24 protein-coding genes are annotated in these 20,020 nt (G+C 64.6%); 9 read left to right on the top strand and 15 right to left on the bottom strand.

Features of this window, described 5'->3' with window-relative positions; all coding sequences use genetic code 11:
• Positions 1-34 precede the first annotated feature (34 nt).
• Together QRN63_RS10015 and QRN63_RS10010 are read left to right on the top strand one after the other, a co-directional pair.
• The gene (locus QRN63_RS10015; protein ID WP_285030635.1) at positions 35-1,357 is read left to right on the top strand and encodes a glycosyltransferase family 4 protein; all 1,323 of its coding nucleotides are present in this window, start codon (positions 35-37) and stop codon (positions 1,355-1,357) included.
• Positions 1,357-2,400 (top strand): glycosyltransferase family 4 protein, encoded by a 1,044-nt coding sequence (locus QRN63_RS10010; protein WP_285030634.1) that lies wholly within the window; start codon positions 1,357-1,359, stop codon positions 2,398-2,400. Before QRN63_RS10015 ends, QRN63_RS10010 begins: the two co-directional genes overlap by 1 nt.
• Here the strand turns inward: QRN63_RS10010 and QRN63_RS10005 are convergent.
• Positions 2,397-4,694 carry a putative bifunctional diguanylate cyclase/phosphodiesterase gene (locus tag QRN63_RS10005; protein WP_285030633.1) on the bottom strand — a complete coding sequence of 766 codons (2,298 nt, stop codon included), beginning with the start codon at positions 4,692-4,694 and terminating at the stop codon, positions 2,397-2,399. The two genes, QRN63_RS10010 and QRN63_RS10005, sit on opposite strands and share 4 nt — an antisense overlap.
• Before the next feature lie 267 nt (positions 4,695-4,961).
• Positions 4,962-6,173 (bottom strand): GGDEF domain-containing protein, encoded by a 1,212-nt coding sequence (locus QRN63_RS10000; RefSeq protein WP_285030632.1) that lies wholly within the window; start codon positions 6,171-6,173, stop codon positions 4,962-4,964.
• A gap of 503 nt (positions 6,174-6,676) precedes the next feature.
• On the opposite strand from QRN63_RS10000, the gene QRN63_RS09995 reads away from it, so the two are divergent.
• From QRN63_RS09995 to QRN63_RS09985, 3 genes are all read left to right on the top strand, one after another.
• Entirely contained in the window at positions 6,677-8,209 is a 1,533-nt protein-coding gene (locus QRN63_RS09995) for a sugar transferase (RefSeq protein WP_502888107.1), read from the top strand.
• Positions 8,210-8,356: 147 nt separating this feature from the next.
• Positions 8,357-8,887: a Chromate resistance protein ChrB gene (locus tag QRN63_RS09990; RefSeq protein WP_285030631.1), complete on the top strand. Its 531-nt coding sequence runs from the start codon at positions 8,357-8,359 to the stop codon at positions 8,885-8,887.
• Between the two features lie 42 nt (positions 8,888-8,929).
• Positions 8,930-10,108 carry an MFS transporter gene (locus QRN63_RS09985; RefSeq protein WP_285030630.1) on the top strand — a complete coding sequence of 393 codons (1,179 nt, stop codon included), beginning with the start codon at positions 8,930-8,932 and terminating at the stop codon, positions 10,106-10,108.
• On the opposite strand, the gene QRN63_RS09980 is transcribed toward QRN63_RS09985, so the two are convergent.
• From QRN63_RS09980 to QRN63_RS09940, 9 genes are all read right to left on the bottom strand, one after another.
• Positions 10,109-10,399, bottom strand: a complete 291-nt coding sequence (locus tag QRN63_RS09980; protein ID WP_285030629.1) for a hypothetical protein — start codon at positions 10,397-10,399, stop codon at positions 10,109-10,111. It lies immediately after the preceding gene.
• A gap of 162 nt (positions 10,400-10,561) precedes the next feature.
• Positions 10,562-10,906: an aminopeptidase gene (locus QRN63_RS09975; RefSeq protein ID WP_285030628.1), complete on the bottom strand. Its 345-nt coding sequence runs from the start codon at positions 10,904-10,906 to the stop codon at positions 10,562-10,564.
• Positions 10,907-10,925: 19 nt separating this feature from the next.
• Positions 10,926-11,156, bottom strand: coding sequence for a deoxyribodipyrimidine photolyase (locus QRN63_RS09970; protein WP_267317482.1), 231 nt, complete (start codon positions 11,154-11,156; stop codon positions 10,926-10,928).
• 115 nt (positions 11,157-11,271) lie between these two features.
• Positions 11,272-11,838 carry a hypothetical protein gene (locus tag QRN63_RS09965; RefSeq protein WP_285030627.1) on the bottom strand — a complete coding sequence of 189 codons (567 nt, stop codon included), beginning with the start codon at positions 11,836-11,838 and terminating at the stop codon, positions 11,272-11,274.
• Positions 11,835-12,395, bottom strand: a complete 561-nt coding sequence (locus tag QRN63_RS09960; protein WP_267317480.1) for a DUF6286 domain-containing protein — start codon at positions 12,393-12,395, stop codon at positions 11,835-11,837. Before QRN63_RS09960 ends, QRN63_RS09965 begins: the two co-directional genes overlap by 4 nt.
• Entirely contained in the window at positions 12,395-12,793 is a 399-nt protein-coding gene (locus QRN63_RS09955; RefSeq protein WP_267317479.1) for an Asp23/Gls24 family envelope stress response protein, read from the bottom strand. Before QRN63_RS09955 ends, QRN63_RS09960 begins: the two co-directional genes overlap by 1 nt.
• Complete coding sequence (locus tag QRN63_RS09950) at positions 12,786-12,965, bottom strand: hypothetical protein (protein WP_267317478.1); 180 nt, start codon at positions 12,963-12,965, stop codon at positions 12,786-12,788. The genes QRN63_RS09955 and QRN63_RS09950 overlap by 8 nt, the downstream gene beginning before the upstream one ends.
• Before the next feature lie 100 nt (positions 12,966-13,065).
• Positions 13,066-13,395, bottom strand: a complete 330-nt coding sequence (locus QRN63_RS09945) for an Asp23/Gls24 family envelope stress response protein (protein ID WP_267318010.1) — start codon at positions 13,393-13,395, stop codon at positions 13,066-13,068.
• Complete coding sequence (locus tag QRN63_RS09940) at positions 13,385-13,849, bottom strand: Asp23/Gls24 family envelope stress response protein (protein WP_267317477.1); 465 nt, start codon at positions 13,847-13,849, stop codon at positions 13,385-13,387. The genes QRN63_RS09945 and QRN63_RS09940 overlap by 11 nt, the downstream gene beginning before the upstream one ends.
• Before the next feature lie 193 nt (positions 13,850-14,042).
• Here QRN63_RS09940 and QRN63_RS09935 point away from each other — a divergent pair, with 193 nt between their 5' ends.
• Both QRN63_RS09935 and QRN63_RS09930 read left to right on the top strand, forming a co-directional pair.
• Positions 14,043-14,615 (top strand): RNA polymerase sigma factor, encoded by a 573-nt coding sequence (locus QRN63_RS09935; RefSeq protein ID WP_267317476.1) that lies wholly within the window; start codon positions 14,043-14,045, stop codon positions 14,613-14,615.
• Positions 14,612-15,070 carry a hypothetical protein gene (locus tag QRN63_RS09930; protein ID WP_285030626.1) on the top strand — a complete coding sequence of 153 codons (459 nt, stop codon included), beginning with the start codon at positions 14,612-14,614 and terminating at the stop codon, positions 15,068-15,070. The genes QRN63_RS09935 and QRN63_RS09930 overlap by 4 nt, the downstream gene beginning before the upstream one ends.
• 17 nt (positions 15,071-15,087) lie before the next feature.
• Here QRN63_RS09930 and whiA read toward each other — a convergent pair whose 3' ends face one another.
• Both whiA and QRN63_RS09920 read right to left on the bottom strand, forming a co-directional pair.
• Complete coding sequence (gene whiA, locus QRN63_RS09925) at positions 15,088-16,035, bottom strand: DNA-binding protein WhiA (RefSeq protein ID WP_267318009.1); 948 nt, start codon at positions 16,033-16,035, stop codon at positions 15,088-15,090.
• A 45-nt stretch (positions 16,036-16,080) separates the two neighbouring features.
• The gene (locus QRN63_RS09920; protein WP_285030625.1) at positions 16,081-16,536 is read right to left on the bottom strand and encodes a hypothetical protein; all 456 of its coding nucleotides are present in this window, start codon (positions 16,534-16,536) and stop codon (positions 16,081-16,083) included.
• Between the two features lie 502 nt (positions 16,537-17,038).
• Here QRN63_RS09920 and QRN63_RS09915 point away from each other — a divergent pair.
• Positions 17,039-17,533: a helix-turn-helix transcriptional regulator gene (locus tag QRN63_RS09915; protein ID WP_285030624.1), complete on the top strand. Its 495-nt coding sequence runs from the start codon at positions 17,039-17,041 to the stop codon at positions 17,531-17,533.
• Here QRN63_RS09915 and QRN63_RS09910 read toward each other — a convergent pair.
• A complete protein-coding gene (locus QRN63_RS09910) occupies positions 17,481-17,936 on the bottom strand; it encodes a winged helix-turn-helix transcriptional regulator (RefSeq protein ID WP_285030623.1) in 456 nt (151 codons plus the stop codon). The genes QRN63_RS09915 and QRN63_RS09910 overlap by 53 nt on opposite strands.
• A gap of 159 nt (positions 17,937-18,095) precedes the next feature.
• Here QRN63_RS09910 and QRN63_RS09905 point away from each other — a divergent pair, with 159 nt between their 5' ends.
• Positions 18,096-19,238 carry an MFS transporter gene (locus QRN63_RS09905; RefSeq protein WP_285030622.1) on the top strand — a complete coding sequence of 381 codons (1,143 nt, stop codon included), beginning with the start codon at positions 18,096-18,098 and terminating at the stop codon, positions 19,236-19,238.
• Here QRN63_RS09905 and QRN63_RS09900 read toward each other — a convergent pair.
• On the bottom strand, positions 19,235-19,831 hold the full coding sequence (locus QRN63_RS09900) for a TetR/AcrR family transcriptional regulator (protein ID WP_285030621.1): 597 nt from the start codon (positions 19,829-19,831) through the stop codon (positions 19,235-19,237). The two genes, QRN63_RS09905 and QRN63_RS09900, sit on opposite strands and share 4 nt — an antisense overlap.
• Positions 19,832-20,020: the final 189 nt, after the last annotated feature.

Below are 20,020 nucleotides of genomic sequence, written 5' to 3'. Positions count from 1 at the left end.
CGATACACACTCACGAGCCTCAGAAGTTCGCTGAATGTGCCATATCAAACATCGAGCACAACCGGACGGCAACCCGAAGGCTCCATGGTTGTTTCAGAGAGTTCGCGACGAGGTGCGGCAAATCGGCGTGAATATGGGCTTTATCACCGGAAACCGCCACGCCGCACGCCGGATTCAACTGGACCATCGCACCGAGAGCGGTTACCGTAAGCAAAATAGAGCAATCGCTCTAGACTTTGCTAAATTCACGTTCGGAGGCGCAAAAGTGGCTGACCCCAACTCCTCGTTGGGCATCGTGGCCAGCCGGCGTCCGTCGATCATCCACGTCGCGGAATCATTTGCCAGCGGTACCGCGTCAGCGATTGGGGATTTTGTCCGCAACTACCCCGAGGCCCAGCATCACCTTGTCTTCTCGTTTCGCGACGAGGCGCGGCTCGACATCGACGAGTTGACGTACTTCACGACGAAGACGGAGCTGCCGGCGGGCACCGTCGCGCGTATCCGATTCCTTCGGCGATTCCTGCGCGACGCCCACGCCAGCTGCATCGTGCACGCGCACTCGAGCATGGCCGGCGCGTACGTGCGCGCCGCGGTGCGCAGAACCAACGGGCGCCCACTGGTCTACACGCCGCACTGCTACTCGTTCGAACGGCTCGACGTGTCCTGGGCGGTGCGGCAGGGATTTCGCTTGCTCGAATGGTTGTTGTCGTTCAACACTTCCGCCTACGCCGCATGCTCACCGCGTGAGGCCGAGCTCTCCAGATGGCCGTTGAGCTCGCCGCGCGTGGTGACGGTACCGAACGTACAACCGCCCGGGTTACCGCAAACCGGACGTTCCGCGACCGATCCCACGTTGCGGATCGTGGGCAACGGACGCCTCGGCCCACAAAAGGATCCACGGTTCTTCGCCGAGGCGTTCCGTGCCGCAGCCCAGGTGCACGGCGGCCTGGAGGCCACCTGGATCGGTGGCGGCAGCGATGAGGACGTCGATGTGCTCCGGTCACACGGAGTCGACGTGACGGGTTGGCTACCTCGTAGTGAGGCCCTCGATGTGATGGCTGGGTGCGATCTCTACCTGCACACGGCGTCGTGGGAAGGATTTCCGATTTCCATCATGGAGGCTGCAGGCATGGGGTTGCCCGTCGTCGCACGTCGCCGTGCCTATCTGCACGGCGTGGACTTACCGGTGATGCTCGATCGCCCCGAGGATCTGGTCACCGCGATCACGGCGCTCCGTCGGGACGGAGGTTTGGCGGCGCTGCGGCAGCAGACTGCGACGGCATTGGCCGGCAATTGCGACACCCAACAGCAGGCTGCACTTCGCGCCCTGTACGAGCCGCTGACGGGACGCCACTGATGCGGCAGATTCACGTCAACGGAAAGTGGTTGGCGCAGAAGCTGACCGGCACGCAACGCTACGCGACGGAGATCGTCCGCGCAGTCATCGACAACGATGTCGCTGATCTGGTCGTCCATGTGCCGGCCAACGCCGACATCCCCGCTTGGCTGCGTACCCCGCGGGTCGAGGTTCGGCAGTCTCGCACCACCGGCGTGGTTTTCGAGCAGATCTATCTACCCGCCGCAACACTCGGGAACCTGCTGCTCAATTTCGCCGGACCGGCTCCATTGGCAAAGCGCCGGCAAGTCGTCACCATGCACGACGCGACGCCCTTCCGGTTCCCGGAGACGTTCCGCAGGGCCTTCGTCGCCTTCTATCGCGTCTCGTACTCGTTCCTCGGACGGTGGGCGCGCCATCTGATCACCGTTTCCCACTTCAGCGCCAAGGAGCTCGACGACGTACTCGGCATACGTTCGGAGAAGTTCGTGGTCGCCGGCTGTGCCGCAGATGCCCTGACAACGGTGGAACCCCGCCGACCGGACTTGGCTCCGGACGAACCGTTCTATCTCATGGTGGGCACTCTTGCGGTCCACAAGAATCTGCCGGCACCGGTGCAGGCCGTCTCTGAATCCGGACGCACCGTCGTCGTGGTCGGCGCGTCCGGCAATGACCAGGTGTTCAGTCAAGCAGCCGCGCTCTCATCGAAAGCCATTGTCGCCGGCCGTCTTTCAGATGCGGAACTGGCGTGGTTGTACCGCAACGCGCGTGGTCTGATCTTCCCGTCCCGCTACGAGGGTTTCGGCCTCCCGCCGCTGGAGGCCCAGACGCTCGGCTGTCCGGTGATCACGTCGAACGCGGCATCGCTGCCCGAGATCGCAGGCGACGCCGCCCTCTACTTCGACCCCGATGACATGCCTGGTCTGCTCGCCCAACTGGACCGGCTGGAATCCGAAGCGGGTCTGGCGAACTCCTTGCGAGAACGGGGCCTCCGTAACGCCGGCCGCTATTCCTGGGAGGTCTCCGCCCAGCGGATACTCGACGCCATCGGGCTCACCGACTAGATGCTCGCGACGACGGGTCGCGGCATACTCGGAAAGCCCGGCTGTTCACGAAGCCACGCGGGTACGCGGTCGGCGGCGATGGGTGTGCTGTACAGATAGCCCTGGACGGCGTCGCATTCGAATTGCTTCAGCCGAGCGGCAGTTTCGCCGTCTTCCACGCCCTCGGCGACCACCCGGGCACCGAGATGATGAGCCAGCGAAATGATGGAGCGGACGATCTCGGCGGCGCGTTCGTCCTTGAGGACAGACGCGACGAACTGCCGGTCCAACTTCACTTCGTCAACCGGAAGGTCGCGCAGGTAACTCAATGTCGAATAGCCACTGCCGAAATCATCGATTGCGATGCGTACTCCGGTGTGGCGCAAGCCGTTCAAGACGTACTGAACGCGCCCCAGTTTGCTCAGCATGAAGTCCTCGGTGATTTCCAACGTCAAGTCGGCCGCGGAGATTCGGCGTTCGTCCAGTGCCCTGGCGATCCGCCGGGGTAGGGCGATGTCGGTGAGGCAATTGGCGAATACGTTGACTGCCACGGGAACAGCCAATCCCTCACCGCGCCAGCGGGCAACGTCGTCGAGTGCCCGCTCGATCACCAGATCGTTCACCAATGTGGTCAGGCCGTGCGACCGCACCAAAGGCAGGAAGCGGTCGGGAGCCAGCAAGCCGAGTTCAGCGTGCGGCCAACGCAACAGGGCTTCCACACCGATCATTGCGCCCGAGATCAGCTCGAACTTGGGTTGGTAATACAGGCAGAGCGTTTCGCTGTCGATCGCCTGGCGTAGCTGGCCGAGTAGTCGGACGGTCTCGGTCGGCCGCGCCCCCAGCGCCGCGGTGCGCGACGTCGTCACGGTGTCGTCGATGTCGCTTTCCATGTCGTGGATGTACGCACTGCGCAGGTGAGAGTTCTTTGCGAGCTGGACGGCCGCCGCCGCGCGCGCGAGTAGATCGTCAGCATTGAGTTCGGTTTCACCGTCTGGCGCCACCGCCAGCCCGACGCTCGGCCGGATCAGCAGGTCGCGCCCGTCGATGATGAACGGATCCGAGAATGCCTGGACCAGATGGTCTGCCACAGCGCGGCCGTGCTCGAAACCGCAGTCCATGAGCACCGCGAATTGCCCACTGTCGAGCCGCGCGACGACATCGTTGGGGCTGACACTCGATTTGATGCGGCAGGCGGCCAAGTTCAGCAGCTCGTCTCCGGCTCCGCGACCGTAAGCCGCCGTCACCAACGCCAACTCGTCCATATCGAGACGCACCACCGAAACGCTTTCGGCGTCTCTTCGGGACAGTAGGCGCGACAGCCGGTCGCGCAACGAGACAGCGTTGCCGAGACCGGTGACCCGGTCCTGCTCGAGTAGTTCTCTCGCCGCGGCCCGTAGCCGCTGGTTCTCGTTGAACGTCACCATCTGTCGCACCACGGTGGTCGCGACAAGCACGAGGGCAGTGATCGCCATGGGGACGCAGCACGCAGCCGACACATGGAGCAATTCGGTGCAGCACATCGCGGTGGCGATCGCCAATGGCACCACCGGAATGGCGGCAGACCATCGAGGCGCGCCTACGGCGTCAACATCACCCGCGGACAACAGCTTTCGCTGTTGCCGACTTACCAACGCGGCAAACGCCAGGCAAATCAGCGCCGCACTCCAGCCGAGATCGATCAGTCGGTGCTCCGCGCCGCTCCCCCACCTGTCGATGAACAGGACTGCGATGTTGGAAACCGCGCCCAGAACGTTGCCGATCGTCAACAGCAGAAGTACTACGCGATATCGGCGATCAGCAGCGGTCAACACAGCAACTGCGACGGCGACCAACACCAGATCGGCAATGGGGAAGGCCATGGCGAACCAAGACTGCCAGCGGTGTTCGGCGCCCAACGGAGTGCCGTCTTTGAGCACCACAACCCAAGCCAATGCGAATACCGAAAGACCGATGATCGCCCCGTCGAGAATCAACCGGGCCCTGGTCCACGGCGAGGCGCCGGATGCCAGGAGGACGAGCCCGACACATGCCCCGACCGGATACAGCAATCCGACCAGGTCGACGGCGACGGGGACCACCGCCGGCGTGGCCCCGAGACGGAGTTCGGCGAGCGTCCATGTCGTCTGGGCGACCGCCCAGCCGCACAAGCCGACAGTCAGGCTGAGCCACGCCGTACGGTGTCGGCCGTGCGATCCCACTGCGGCAGCGATCGCACACGCCACGGCAAACAACGCCAGAGCGGCCATCACGGCGTCGACAACGACCGCGCCCGCGACGCCGCTGGTCGCGCTCGCAATCAGAGCGTGCCGCACCACAGGTGCCTCCAGTCCGCTGGTTTCGTGCAATCGTAGCGACAAATATGGGATTAGCGTGAATAACCCGCGGAAACTTGTCGGGTCGGCAGCAGCTCATGTCACCATCGGCAGAAACCGGGTGCTATCACGCTATTTCTGTTGACGTCGGCAAACCGAGGGCCAGTAGCCAGCCTCGACTGCGAAAATCCGGGCATACCCTACCGCGGATTCAGCAAATTTTTGGAGGCGACAATCCCATCGCGGATGTCGGTAGCATGAGTTGGTTCGTCAGCGAAGCTTCGACGCAGAGGGATCGTCGCATGACGTCGACGTGCCGTCGCACCGACAGACGATGTCGTTGCCGACAGCGAACGTCAGGCGCACTGCCGCGTTGCCGCCGCCTCGCTTGGCCGAGAACATCGCGTGGTCGGCGCACTCGATAGTGGCGTCCAATACCGATTGGGGATCGTCGTCGCCGCCGGAAAAGTCCGGCAAGGCGACGGAGGCGACACCGATACTGGCGGTGACTGGTGCCATGTCGGCCGGCGCGGCAATAGCCGACCGGATCCGCTCACTGATGCGGAGTACCTGCTGTGGCGATGTGACATCGACGACCACAAATTCTTCTCCGCCCACCCTGGCGACGAGTGCACTGCTTCGTACGACACCACGTATCCGTTCCGCGCTGCGCATCAAGACGGCATCGCCCACGGCATGTCCATAGGTGTCGTTGATGTTCTTGAACCTGTCCAGGTCGATGACCAGCACCGTGACGCAGGCACCGGGAATCGATCGGTGCGCACGGTCGGCCAGGAAGCTCTCGATCCTCAGATTCAGACCCCGGCGGTTGAGTAGACCGGTCAGCTGATCGGTCACCGAGTCGTGTGCGTCGTTCCGCAGCACCCAGATTCCAAATTGCACGACCGCAGGCAGCACGACGAATGTTGCGATGGCGGCCAGCGTTTTCGCGAGCGCCAGATAGGGGTCGCCATCGGGGCCCCACGCGATATCGGCTGCGAATACCGCGGTCACGAGCAGCACCCACACTGTGTGGAGCGCCAGAACCTTGGGCCCTTCGAAGAACTTCGTGTAGACGGAGATGAGAAGAAGGGCGTTCAGGCCGAAGAACCCGGCCAGTCGATTGGCGTCAAGGAGTGCGACGACGCTGATGCCGATGTCGGCATAGACGATGAAGGCGATCGACGTTGCCCGCGACGGCCACGGCCCGAACCACCACAACAGTGCCCAGGCGAGTGCGGAAACCGCAAAGATCGAGGAAACCCCACGGGACAACTCGCTGGACGGACCCGCGGGCGAAAACTGGATGACGATCGAGATCGCGGCGAGTAGCGCCGCGCAGCCCCCGACGAGCAGTTGGATTCCACCGAGCAGACCGCGCTGGGCGAAATAACCGATTTGCGCGTCATAGTCGATCGGTTCCGACCACCAGACACGAGCCAGCCGCGCAACAGCCAATAGCTCGCGCAGCCGTGTCGACACGTCAGACCCCGTTTCAGGTAAACCTGATGAATGCGATCTCCCCAAATCGCAACAGCAAAGCGAACGCTAGCAGTCTGATCTGGCAATGTCTACGCCGATTCATTTTCGCTAGTCAAACCAGCTGAGACGTGCATGTGGCTAATTTTCATAGTTCGCACACAGCTGACAGGCCACGTCACGCCACCTCGCACGCCTGTCGTCCGTCGGCACCGAGACACAAACCTCACCGCCCCACGAACAGAAGTGTGATGGCCGTAACAGGCGTTGATTAGGTGTCCTACTTGCCGGGCTCAACCCTTCGGTATAAATTTGCTACAAATCGCATTCGTTAACAAGTAGTGCATCGCGTCAGACCACCGCAGGTCTGCGCACCGATCCCGAACTGCCAGGTGAATCCTGCAAGCGACTGGGGGTCGAACCAGCCGAGTGAGTCCCGCCCAGCAGAGAGCACCCCGGTAGCCATGTCGACACCAGCCATACCAAAACCCCAGTTAACAGACAATATTCGCCCTGCCGGCGAGCGCCCCATCGCCCCGGCAGGGTCCCCGCTACAGCTACCGGCAGCTACCACAACCAGCCACCGCGGCCGCTCGATACGTGAGCAGCGCCACCAAAAATTTGCGCGAAAACTCATTTTCAGCGATTGCCTGGTTATTTGCTCATCCGTCATCCTCGGGCAGATTTTCCGATTCGCGACCACCAGCGGCCGGCCCGTCTACGTCTCGCTCGACAACGGTCCACATGTTCGGTACCTGGCCGTGTCGGCCGTCATCGCGGTGGCGTGGATGGGCTTCCTGTCCCTGGGCAGCCGCTCGGCCAAGGTCGTCGGCCGAGGCTTCGATGAATACGTCACCCTCGCCGCGGCCACGCTGCAGCTGTTCGGGCTCATCGCCATCGCCTCGACGCTGTTCCACATCGACATCTCCCGGGGCTACCTGGCCATCGCGCTGCCGACGGGCCTGGCCGGCCTGATCACCACCCGCTGGATGTGGCGCCGCATCATTGCCCGGAAGCGAGTCTCGGGCGAAGACCAGAGCCGCCTGCTGGTTGTCGGTGCCACCAGCGCCGCCGCCGACATCGCCACCGAATTCGCCAAAGACCCCTGGGCCGGCTACCACGTCGCCGGATTCTGCACCCCCATGGGACCCACCCACGCCAAAGAAGTCATCACCATCGCCGGCCGCGACATCCCGATCGTCGGCACCGACGAAGCCATCCTCGCCGCCGTCCAACACACCAACGCCGACACTGTCGCCCTCGCCGCCACCCACCACCTGAGCCCTACCGACATCCGCCGACTCATGTGGGAGCTCGAAACCCACGGCGTCGATCTCATGGTCGCCCCCGGACTCATCGACATCGCCGACCAACGCCTCACCAGCCGCCCCGTCGCCGGCATGGCGGTCTTCGAAATCGCCAAACCGCAATACAGCCGGTCGAATTCACTCATCAAACGAACATTTGATGTCCTGTTCGCCGCGACAGCACTGGCCGCCGTCGCGCCCGTGATGCTTGTGACAGCGCTGGCCGTGAAGCTCACCAGTGCCGGACCGATCTTCTACAAAGCCGAACGCATCGGCCTCGACGGCATCCCCTTCAAAATGACCAAATTCCGCAGCATGTACCAAAACGCCGACACCCGCCAAACCGAACTCATCGCCGCCAACGGCGGCAGCGCCATGTTCTTCAAAATCAAAAACGACCCCCGCATCACCCCCATCGGCAAAATCATCCGCAAATACTCCATCGACGAACTCCCCCAATTCCTCAACGTCCTCACCGGACACATGAGCGTCGTCGGCCCCCGACCCCAAGTCCGCCGCGAAGTCGACACCTACGACGACCTCGTCAGCCGCCGACTCACCGTCAAACCCGGCCTCACCGGACTCTGGCAAATCAGCGGCCGCTCCGACCTCAAACCCGACGACGCCATCCGCCTCGACCTCACCTACGTCGAAAACTGGTCCCTCCTCCAAGACATCCTCATCATCACCAAAACCATCCGCACCGTCCTCGCCGGCAGCGGCGCCTACTGACCGAGGGGCAGTCGGAGACGTGGACGGATTCGCGATGAGCCGGCGCACAGCACTCTTTGCGCTGGTAGACCAGCGAAATCGCCTGTTGGGCACCGTCAAAAGAAACATCCGTTACATTCTTGTTTGTGATTGTGAGCGTGACGCTTCGTGCGGTGGCTGATTCTGGTGGTGCGGATACCCGCAGTGCCCTCTCGTCATCGGGTGGCGACGTGGCGCGAGCTGCGGCGGGGTGGCGCGTTACAGATCGGGCAGGGCGTCTGGGCGATGCCGGACGTCCCGGTGTTCGCCGACGGTGTTGCGCGCGTGGTCCAGTTGGCGCATCGCGGCGGGGGCGAAGTGTTGACGCTCAGCGCGGCCGGCCGTGACAGATCGGAATCGGCGCGACTACAAGACATGTTCACCGCTGAACGAGCCACCGAGTGGACCGGCTTCATGTCCGGCTGCGTGGAGTTCGACACTCAGATCGACGCGGCGATCGCCGATGGTGAACTCACGATCGCGGCGCTCGTCGAGCAGCAGGATCGCCTCGAGCGGCTGCGTCGGTGGCACCGAGACATCAAGGCGCGCGACGTGTTTGGCGCACCGGTGGCCGCACACGCTCATCTACGGCTCGAACGGTGCGCCGGCCACTTGGCCGACTACGCCGAACGGGTGTATCGAGCACTCCACCAGGCGTGACTGCTGCGCAGCGCAGGCAATCACGCCGCGGCGGACGCTGCCATGAGTACGCCGCCCGGAGACTCGGACGGCGCGCTCCGCGCTCGACTGCTTCCGGTCGATGGCGCCGGATTCGCAATTGCGTTGAGCGCCAGCAGCATTGCTGCAAATCTGGCCAGTTATCTGCGGATCGGCCATGGGACTTTGCTCATGTTGGGGCTGCTGCTGGCGATCTCCCCTGCAGCCGAGCTGCTGCTCAAACCCCTCTCCCGGACGCTGTCATCCACTCTGGGGGCACGGGGTGTTCTGCTGGCCGGGCTGATCGTCTCCGCAGCCTCGTCGGGGGCGTTCGCCATCGGAGAGGATCCATTTGTCATAGGTCTGGCTCGACTCGGCCAGGGCGCAGGTGCCGCGGCTGTCGGGCTGAGTGCCGACGCGGTCCTGAGCCGGTGGTCCCGTTCCGCGACGAGCCGCTCCTTCGGTGGCTACCGCACCTGGAAGGCAGCGGGTTACACGTTGGGTCCCCTGCTCGGCGGCATTTTGGTTGCCGTGGGCGGGCATTCGGTGCTGTTCATGTTTCTCGCCGTCCTCACCGCAGCGGTAGCCGCATGGGCAGCACTCAGTGTGCCCGCGATCGATGTGGCGTCCCCGGCACGCGAGTCCATGGCGGATCTCGTCCGGTCCCTGTCCGAGGCTTCGTCGATGCGGCCCGCTCTTGCCCTTGCTTCAGGCACGGCGGCGGTATCCATCAGCCTCGGATTCTTGCCTGTCCTCGCTGCACAGCAGGGTCAGGGGCCGTTGGCATCCGGTGTGCTCGTGTCGAGTTTGATCGCGGTCGCGGCATTGGTGCAGCGTCCCGTGCGCCGTATCCGTGATGCCGGAAGATTGGCCGACCACACTGGACTCGGCATCGGGCTGCTATTGGTGGCAATAGGCTGCGCCGCGGCGTCCCTCGCCCCGACCGTCGCCGGCCTGATGTCTGCCGGCGTGGTACTCGGTGCCGGCGCCGGTGTGATCGCACCACTCGGGTTCACCTATCTGGCCCGGGTGTATCCACCCGAGCGGCTCAGCCAGGTGGTGGGCGTCGCCGAGATCAGCCGTCTGCTGGGCGATTTCGCCGGACCACTCCTCGTAGGTGCGATCTCCCTCGCGTCGACTCTGACCGTGGCGCTCCTTGCCGTCACTATCTGCCTCGCGGCGGCAGCCAACTTCCTCGTACTGGCCGCCCGCAGCTCCAACTGATCACGTCCAGCCGAGTGCGGACGTCACGGCATCGGGATCCGCGGTGGTGATGGGATCGGCGGTGGGGACGGAATGGCGGGTGGCGACGGGATCGCCGGAGGGGCGGGCATCATCGGCCCACCGGTCACGGTCGCGGGCATCTGTGGCGCGGGCGATTCTGTGACAGGTCCCGAAGTACCGACGGTCGGCGCGGCCGAGCTCGGAAGGCTCGTGGTCGTCGATGTTTCGCTGGGCGACGTCGTCGTGGTGACCGATGTCGTCGACTTTTCGTTCGAGGCCTTGTCGCCACACGCGGCAAGGCCGGCCACGGCCGCCAGCGCCAAGGCGCCGACGTATACGGTCAGATGGCCTCGGGACAGCGGTCTTGGGTTGGTAGACATGGCGTAGTCACTTTCGTCCGGCAATATCGTGGGCGGGGCGGATACCCCGCATCCGGCAAGGCCAAACTCTGAGTTACGCTGCCGTGCTTGCGGCGGTTCGTCTCCGAACCACCGCACCGGACGCCGCGACGACGATCCCGACGATCGCGACAGGGATCGCCCAGGTGCGGCGGCTCGACAGCGCCGACTCACACAGCGCCACGTAATCGGTATGCGGCACAATCTCGTTGAGGATCGGTACGCCCGCGATGCTCGACGAGTTCGCCGAGCGCGCTTGGTCCAGGTCCTGGAAGAGCGCGTTCCCGCAACCGATTTCCTTGCCATCATTGGACGTGGCCGAAACGGGCACCAGTAGGCCGATCACGCCGGCCAGCAACAGGATGGCTCCCCCGAGCAGAATCAATCGTCGAACCGACATGGTCGCTCCTTTGGTTGGCTCAAGACTTTTTCGACGGAATGACGATCACGACGATCAGCGTCAGGATCGAGAAGAACAACCCCAGAAGCCCCCAGCCCAACGGATTTCGGCCCTTCGTGCCGGCGATCACCGCGCAGATGATCGCCGCGATGACGCTCCCGATGGCGACGAAGATTCCTTTGATGCCCCGCAGGATGAATCCGGCCGCTTCGGGCTGACTCTGGAGGGCGAATACCAGTTCGTGGACCATCTCGATTCCTCACACTGAGTGACGCGCCGACGGCATCAGCTGACTCGGCTATTCCCTGCTGCGCGTTTTTCCAAACGTCGGGCTCGGGGCAATCGCCTACTGGCTACCAGCGAGATCAACCGGAACGTTTGGTCTTGGCGATCTGTAGAACAGCGCGCGCCGCTACCGTTTTGCTGGTACCTCCGGTGACCCGGGCGACGTCGGCAAGGGTGGTGTCGATCGCCGAGACGACATCGGCCAAAACGGCCGGGTGCGCCGTCGTGACGGTCAATTCCACTGTCGTGGTACCGCGGTCGGCGATCGCTTTTCCCTTGGCGGACTGCACATTCGCGTCCTGTGCCAACGCGGCGGCGGCCGCCGCCGCGACGCCATCGAGGTTCACCGTGATGTATCCGGGGTCGCTGGTGCCGGGAACGCGCAGTACCTGAGCCTTGCGGACCGGCACGTGCGCGATGAGCCAGACCAGTCCGAGTATCAGCAGGAACGCGCCTGCCCCGGCCAGTTCCCACGGCCACCACGTCGAAGACGTGACCCGCGCGGCCGGTCCCGTACTGATCTGTTCCGGAGCCGCATGCACCACATGTGTCGGCCACAGCACCGCCACGGCACCGAGACACGCCACGACCACCCCGGCGACCAGTGTCGCCGCGCGATCCACGAGGTCGGTCGGCAGCAGGCTCATGCAGCCCCGCTCGTGCCGATGCGCACGACGATTCTCGGTGTGGGAACGAGGGTTTCGGTCGCGCTGCCGACGGCGGCGGCGATCGCGCCCTTCGCCGCGGTGTCCGACTCAGCGCCGGTGATGCCGACATACATGGTGACCTTGCGACGAGTGGCCGCCGAGTTCAGCACCTCCACGCCCGGCACGCACGATGCCGCGTGGGATGCCAGCCGGGCCACGTCGCGCGGGCGCATCCACACCGAGCCCGCGGCGTCCACGGCAACGACGGTCTTGCGTCGGGGCCGCACGGCGACAACCACCAGCCAGAGGCCGAGGAGCAGCGCAACGGCACCGGCGGGCACCATCCACCATTGACTTCGCAGACCGTTCAGGGCGGTGATGGCGGTGCCGATCCACGGTGTTCCGGCGACCCAGCCCAGCTCCACACCGGCTTCACGCAGGGACACGACCCCACCGAACATGACGACCAGCGCCAGTGCCACCGCAACGTATCGGGCAGTGGCGGCAGCGACCGGGGACCGGCCGGGTGCAGGGAGTGCGAGGTTGTCGGCAGTCATCAGCGGGTCCTTTTCGTGTCCTTGGCGACGGTGCTCAGTTGCTCGACGGTGACGTCGACGCGGTCGACCTGCAGACCGCCCATGGTCGACAGGGTCTGTGCGACGTTGCGCTGCACCGCGCGCGCGACGTCCACGGCCGGTGCCGGCCACTTCACGGTGACCTTGAGGTGGGCTGTGACACGGTCGCCGGTGACCGTCAGCTGGGCTTGCGGCAGAGACCGGCCCGGGATCTTGGCGCGCCCTTCCGGGAACGGGAGAACGTCGGGAGTATCGAGCGCGGCTCGGACGGCAAGCCGCTGCGCGACCTTCTCCCGGACGGTCAGTGTGCCACGCGTGGCACCGTCATCCTCCGAGTCCCCCTCTGCCGCACCAGTTTCGACAATCTCTGATTCAGTCACGGTCGCGTCCCCGTAACAGCGCGGCCAGATCGAGTTCGCCGTCGCGGTGAGCGCCGATCAGGTAGCCCGCCGCGCCGAGGAGCAACGCGATGAGAAAGCCGCCGAGTCCACCGGCGGCAGCAGCAATGCCGAGGAGCAGACCGGCAACCAGACCCAGCGTCGATGAGGTCATGATGTGAACCTTCCGCGTTACGAAGTTGTACTGGCACTTGGGATTTCGTGGCCTGTGGTGGGGCGGCGCGCCCCTCGTCGCGCCGCCACACCACGGCGGTCTACAGCAGCCCTCTTCCAGGCGTTGGTGTCACCGGCACGAGATCTTCGATCGTGACGTCGACAGGCAGTGCAACCAACTCGGCGACGGCCCGCTGAATTGCGGCCGCGGTGGGCCGCACCGGCACGCCGAGGACCAGACTCACGTGCACGTCGACCCGGTCCGGTCCGATCCGGACGCCGGACACCCGCCGTCCCGGCAGGTACGTCGCCACCTCGCCGAACATGCCGGCGTGCAAACCGGCCACGCCCTCGACGGCGCTCACCGCAGCAGCGACGCGTTCCGCGGGGTCCTCGAGAGTCCCGTCCCCTGCCAGGGCATCACTGGACACGGGCGGGCGCGGCGTCGGCGTCGTCACCGCTGTCAGTGTCCAGGTGTACGTCGTGGACGGTGATGTTGACTTCGGTGACCTCGAGGCCGGTCATGCGTTCGACCGCGGCGATGACGTTTCGCCGGATACCTGCGGCCAGATCGGCAATCGCCACGCCGTACTCGGCCACGATGTCGATGTCGACGGCTGCCTGCTTCTCGCCGATCTCGACCGAGACGCCCTGGCTCTGGTTGACGCTGGCGCCGGGGATGCGCTCGCGGATCGCGCCGACCACCCGCGACGCCCCACCACCCAGGTCGTACACGCCGCTGACCTCGCGGGCCGCGATCCCGGCGATCTTGGAGACCACCACGCCCGCGATGGTCGTTTTGCCCTGCGAGCTCACCAACGGAGACCCCTGGTAAGGGCTGACTTCTTTGCCGGACGGCTCTGTTTCGGCCTGTGCGCTGGTCATCACCGCTCCTTTCGACGTCGTTATATGGGTAGTCGTTACTCAGAACTCGAACCGAACGTCCCATTTGAGTGATTCAGGACACATCGCAAATCTACTCAGCTGAACTTGTCTCAGACAGACCGTTGGGCATTCAATTCTGGTACGAAGGCCTATATTTCAGGGGCTGTGGAGGCGTGGCTGAGAGCGGAGTGTGGTGACAGCGCCAACCGGTGGCGACCTACGCGACGCTGACGACGAGGCCTTACGGGCCTCGGCGGTAGTCGGCGATCGCGAAGCGTTCGACATCATCGTCAACCGTTACGGACCCGTGCTCTACCGCTACGCGCGGCGAATGCTCGCCTACGAAGCCGACGTCCCGGATGTCGTGCAGGACACCTTCGTTGCCGCGTGGCAGCAGATCGGCTCCTTCCGCGGAAGCTCGTCACTGCGGACGTGGCTGTTCGCGATCTGCTACCGGAAGATCGCCGACACGCACCGGCTCAAACGTGCACGGCCCGTTGAAGATTGGGTACTGGAACCGCTGGCGGGGCCCGACCCGTCAGCGGACCCGTTCACCGCGGCGTCCAATGCCGCCTTCCTGGATGCCCTCGAACTGGCACTCGGCGAACTGCCGGTACGCCAGCGGGCAGTCTGGATGATGCGGGAGGTCGAGCAAATGACGTTCCCGGAGATCGGCGAGGTGCTACACCTCAGTCCCGACGCGGTGCGCGGTCACCACCTTCGGGCTGTGAAGACTTTGCGAGTTCTGTTGAGGAGGTGGCAGTGACAGAGCCTGATCCCTTCCTGCACAGCGCAGCTTCATACCTGAGAACTGTGCCCGAACCCGGCTGGGACGCCATCAGCGACAGAGTGCGCGCGGCGGTGCATGCGGCGAGCCGGGTCGGTTGGCCCATCCGCGCGTCGCGGGATACCGATGCCGGCGTCGTGTACATCACCGATCACGCGCTGCGCAGCCTGCTGGCCCGGGAGTTGCGCCGCAGCTTCGTGTGCCAGCCGACCCGAATCGCTTTCACCCTGGACGGCGCCGTGCTGCGCGCCATCGACATCGACGTCACCGGCAGCTACGGAACCCAACTGCGCGACCTCGGCGACGACATCCGGCGGTTGGTACTGGACACGGTCCGGACCATCCTCGACGACCTCGATGAGGACGGCAGCAGTCCGGCCGGACCCATTGACGTGACCATCACCGACGTCGTCGAGGGCGACCCGTTGGGGTGACAACGGCGCCGCTCAGGTCATCCCGCGGCGAGGTCCGTACTCGTGTCGGCGATGCCGGCTCGCTGGGCCTCGCGGTCAGCCATTCCCAAGACCCGCCGGAGACGACCGGCGGCAGCGTGCTTCGTCAAAGGCGGCTCGGCGAGACGACCCAGATCCTCCAATGACAGGTCGGGATGCTGGATTCGCAAACGGGCGATCTCGACGAAATGTTCCGGTGCCTTGTCACCGAGGATCTCCAGCGCCCGTTGCGCTCGGATCGCCGTCGTCAGCGCCGACTGCTGCGCACGACGGTGGTTGGAGTCCGCGAGTGCCGCGCCCGCCGAGGCTGTGACCGCACGATCACGGTACGACTGCCAGACCTCATGAGACTGTTGGGCGCCAATGAGTTTCAGCAATGTGGAGATGGTGTCGGCATCACGCACCGTGACGCGATCAGCGCCCCGCAGCTGTCGTGCCTTCACGTGTACGCCGAGCCGCCGGGCCGCCCCTGTCAGCGCCAAGGCCGCTTCCATCCCCGGGCATTCCACTTCAAGCCCCCGTGCGCGCCCGGCCAGCGACAACGATCCCCGGGCGAGAAACGCTCCACGCCATACGGCTTCGGCTTCCGCCGTGCTGCCGCCGACGATCTGCGCCGGCATCCCCCGCACCGGCCGCCCCCAGCGGTCGATGAGTCCGGTCCATCGGGCCACGTCTTCCGCCTGGTGGGCCACGTGCACCAAGTAGCGTCGACGCGAGCCGACGCTCGGCAGCACGCGTACGTCCGGCGCAGACCCGCATAGGTCCTTGAGGTCCCGGCACACCCGGCTCGCAACGGATTCCCGGTCCACGTCAGCGTCGATCACGACGCGCCCGTTGGCCACGCGGAGTCCGCCCGCGAATTGCAGCAGAGCGGTCACTTCGGCCTTACGCGCACTGGGCAGGTGCACGACGGTACTGGCGAGCTCGTCTTTCACTCTCGGTGTCAACACCACAAATCCCCCACAACACGTTGGTTCCGTACTCGCCGTTGCCTATCCACCGCGCCGCACGAAGGAGCCGTCAGCGTCCGACCTGGCGGCCAGTAGCCGGCGCAGGTAGTTCCGCTGATCAAAGGTCAGTCGCTGCAGAAAGTTTGCCAGCGCCGACGCCTCGGTGCCGTCATCAGGCATGTTCCGGGGAAACACCACCCACACCGATTCTTCGCCCGTCACCCCGATCTCGGCGATGAACCCCCCGCCGGCAAGCTGCTCCCCCAGTGCGCGCAAGCACCAGCCCTGCGCCTGGAGCGCATTGGCCCACCAGTACGCCACCCGCACGGGACGCGGTGGTTGACAGATCATGCCTGGGATGTGCCCGGCGTTGCGCGCCACTGGTCGCGGCCGCTTCAACAGGTGCGAACCAGTCAGCAGTGCCAGCACATCCGCGGTCTCGGCAGCCCATGCTGCGGAGTCGTCCTGTGAGCAGCCCTGCCGTCCAACAGAATTCATTCGAGTCTCCATAATCGTGCACGGCGTCGCCGTGACATCGCGAAGCAACCGGCGGCAGGCATTCCGTCGCCTGCACCACCGGCGCACTGTTGACCTGGTTGCTCACCGTGGCCACGGCGCACGCCGTTACGGCAATGTGAACAACGACAAGGTCGACACGACACTCCGCGACACCCGCGGCAGAACACGAAACACTGCATCCCCCTTGAGAAGACCGGCCCCAAGCCCCCCGGCTTTACTGGCACTCAACTGATGTCACGAGAATTCCATGAACCTACCGACGCGTCAACTCTTCGCAAACATTAGCTGTCGTTGCATTCACAGGAAAGTGAGCTAACGTTTGCACGACGGGCTCGCAGCCCGAAGATCAACCTGTGGCATCTGGCCCAGGTACCGCACCCCCGGGCGGTCAGCATCAGGTCACCCCGGCACCATGACGAAGCCGGCATCAACTGAGTCACGTAAGTCACTGCACCGTAACTTGATTCGATGGGGGAATCGGATGGCCAGCAAGAATCGTCGCCAATATTCAGTGGACGCGGCCACATTCGCCGAGCGCCTCAATCGATTGTTCGCCACCATCCGGCCGCCCGGGCGGGGCCCGTACCGCAGCTTCGAGGTAACCGAAGCCCTCACTCGACGCGGTTACCAGCTGTCGGCGCCCTACCTGTCGCAACTTCGCTCGGGTAACCGCAAGTACCCATCGCCGCGCACCGCGGAGATGTTCGCCGAGTTCTTCGGCGTGGAAGTCGAGTACTTCGATCCCGAAACCAGCTATGCGCGAGCGCTCGACGCCGAACTGGACTGGCTGGAACTCGCGCACGACAAGACCGTCCGCGAGCTCACCACGGCACTCATGACGCTGACACCCAGTCAGCGCGACGAATTGCTGGATCAGGTCGACCGATGCCAATTCGACTGCATGGCAACCATTACCGAGCCGTTCACGGGGCGACCCATCCGTCCGGCCGAACCGGCCGGGTGTGCTCGGGCTTGATCTCGTCGCCATCGGCCGATTGGTACTGCAATCTCGGCAATGGCACGCCGGTACGCGAGTCGAGGTATGACGTGCGGGGCTCGTCGTCGGTGAACGCGTTGTCGGCACCCCATTCCCGCAATGCGACCATGAGGTGAAAGAGCTTCTCCCCCTTCGCGGTTAGTACATACTCTCGATACGACGAACCACCGGAGTCGGGACGCGACTCCATCACTCCGGCTTCGACGAGGTGCTGCAGACGCCCCGACAGGATGTTCTTCGCGACACCGAGGCTGCGCTGGAACTGCGAGAACCGCGATAGCCCTTCGAAGGCATCGCGAAGGATCATCAACGTCCACTTGTCGCCGACGATGTCGACGGTGCGCGATACCGGACAGGTCGATCGAGCCAGCCGACTGCTCATGGCACCCCTCACCTGATCCTGGTTGCAATTTGCAACCAGACTGCTTATGGTCTGGTTGCAATCTAGTACCACTTCTTCAGATGCTCCAGAGGGATGGCCCATCGAATGTCGTGCAGCACCGAACCCGCTACCCGCCCGGTTCAGACAATCGGCACCGGGATGGCGCTACTTCTCGCCTTCGTCAGTGGCGCGGCAGTGGCCAACGTCTACTACGCCCAACCGCTGCTGGACGACCTCGGTGTTCAGTTGCACATGTCACCGGCCCAGTTGGGCTGGGTGACAACGGCCACGCAGGGCGGATACCTGCTGGGACTGATCCTCGTGGTGCCGCTGGGTGATCGCTTCGACCGACGCCGCATCATCCTCGTGCAACTGTCCGTGACCGCGCTGGGCCTGTTCGGGGCCGCCATCGCGCCGTCGGCGTGGGCGTTCCTCGCCTGCTGCGCACTCTTCGGCGCGGCCTCGACGGTTGTCCAGGTGATCACCGCGTTCGCCGCGGCGACCAGCCCGGCCGACCGGAGGGGGCGTGCCGTCGGCGTCGTCACCACCGGAGTCGTCCTCGGAATCCTGTTGGCCCGCACGGTTTCCGGGTCGATTGCTGGACTGTGGGGCTGGCGGGCAGTCTTCGTCGTGGCAGCGCTTGTCATGGTGTCGGTCAGCGCTTGGTTGGCCGCGACGCTTCCTCGCGACAGCGTCGAGAAGGTCGCGGTGCCCTACCGGCGTGCGATCACTTCCGTCGTCGTCCTCACCCGGCATGACAACACATTTCGCGTACGAAGCCTCATCGGCGGATTGATGTTTGCCAGCTTCGGTGCCGCCTGGGGATCGATGGCACTCCCGCTGGCGGCCGAGCCCTGGCATCTGACCGCGACGCAGATCGGACTGTTCGGCATCGTCGGCGCTGCCGGGGCGCTCGGCGCATCAGGCGCGGGCCGCTGGGCCGACGCGGGTCACGCTCAACTCGCCACCGGCGGCATGCTTGTCGTATTCCTCGCCTCCTGGCTTGCCATCGCCCAAACGCCGACCTCATTGATCCTTCTCGGAATCGGTTTGGTCGCACTCGATTTCGCGGGCGAGGCGTTGCATGTCATCAACCAGCACATGATCGTCGAGTCCGATCCCACAGCGACTACGAGCCTCATCGGCGGCTACATGGTCTACTACTCGATCGGCACCGGCCTCGGCGCCATCGCCGCCACAGTCGCATACGCGCTTGCCGGGTGGACCGGCACAAGCGTGGTGGGTGCCGGGTTCGCGCTGGCCGCCCTCGGCGTATGGGTTGCCGACCGGGTCAGCGCCTAGCTTTTCCGGCGCCCTGTGAGGCTCGGTAACAACACATCGTCGACCAGGATCCGCACGGTGTCTTCGGTCGGCGGCCGATCGGAGACCAGCGCCCGGAAAACGAGATACCCCGGCAGCAGATCGAATATCTCCTCATTGATGGCAGCAGCGTCGATCTCGCCGCGTTCGACGGCCTCCGCAAGGACGCCGTCGAGCACCAACTTGCGCTGCAGGACGAACTTCTCCTGCATCACCGCCTGCAGGCCCGGACTGTGCGACATCTCGTTCAGCACCGCCCGCATGGTCGGCGTGTGTTCATGAGCTTGTTGACACGTTGCCCGGCCGATCTCCAGCAGATCGCCACGCAGCGACCCGGTATGGGGCGGCACCGCGGAGTTCCGGGTGCCTTCGATGAAGGCGGCCAGCACCAGATCCGCCTTTGATGGCCAGCGCCGGTACATCGTCGCCTTGCTGGCCTTGGCCTTGGTCGCGACAGCCTCCACGCTCAGCCGGTCGTACCCGTGCTCCCGCAACAGCTCCAGCGTGATCGCCAAAAGTTCGGCTTCACGCTCACTCCATGTGCAACTGGAGCTCTCGCACATGTCATTCGACATCGCCACGCCCCTTTCTGCCGCACGCACCCAGATGGAATACCAGAGTTACACGACGACGTTGCACCTCGTTACGGCATTGAGCGCAGGGTTTTGCTCATATGTCAATCCGGTTGCGATTGCGCGTACGGTACCGTACCGTTCTCCGATACGGGACGATTTGACGAAGTTGCTGCGGCTGTTCGTCAACGG

Source organism: Mycolicibacterium sp. lyk4-40-TYG-92 (genome assembly GCF_030209435.1).
In the GTDB taxonomy this organism is placed as follows: domain Bacteria; phylum Actinomycetota; class Actinomycetes; order Mycobacteriales; family Mycobacteriaceae; genus Mycobacterium.
This window is presented reverse-complemented; position numbering and strand designations above follow the sequence as displayed.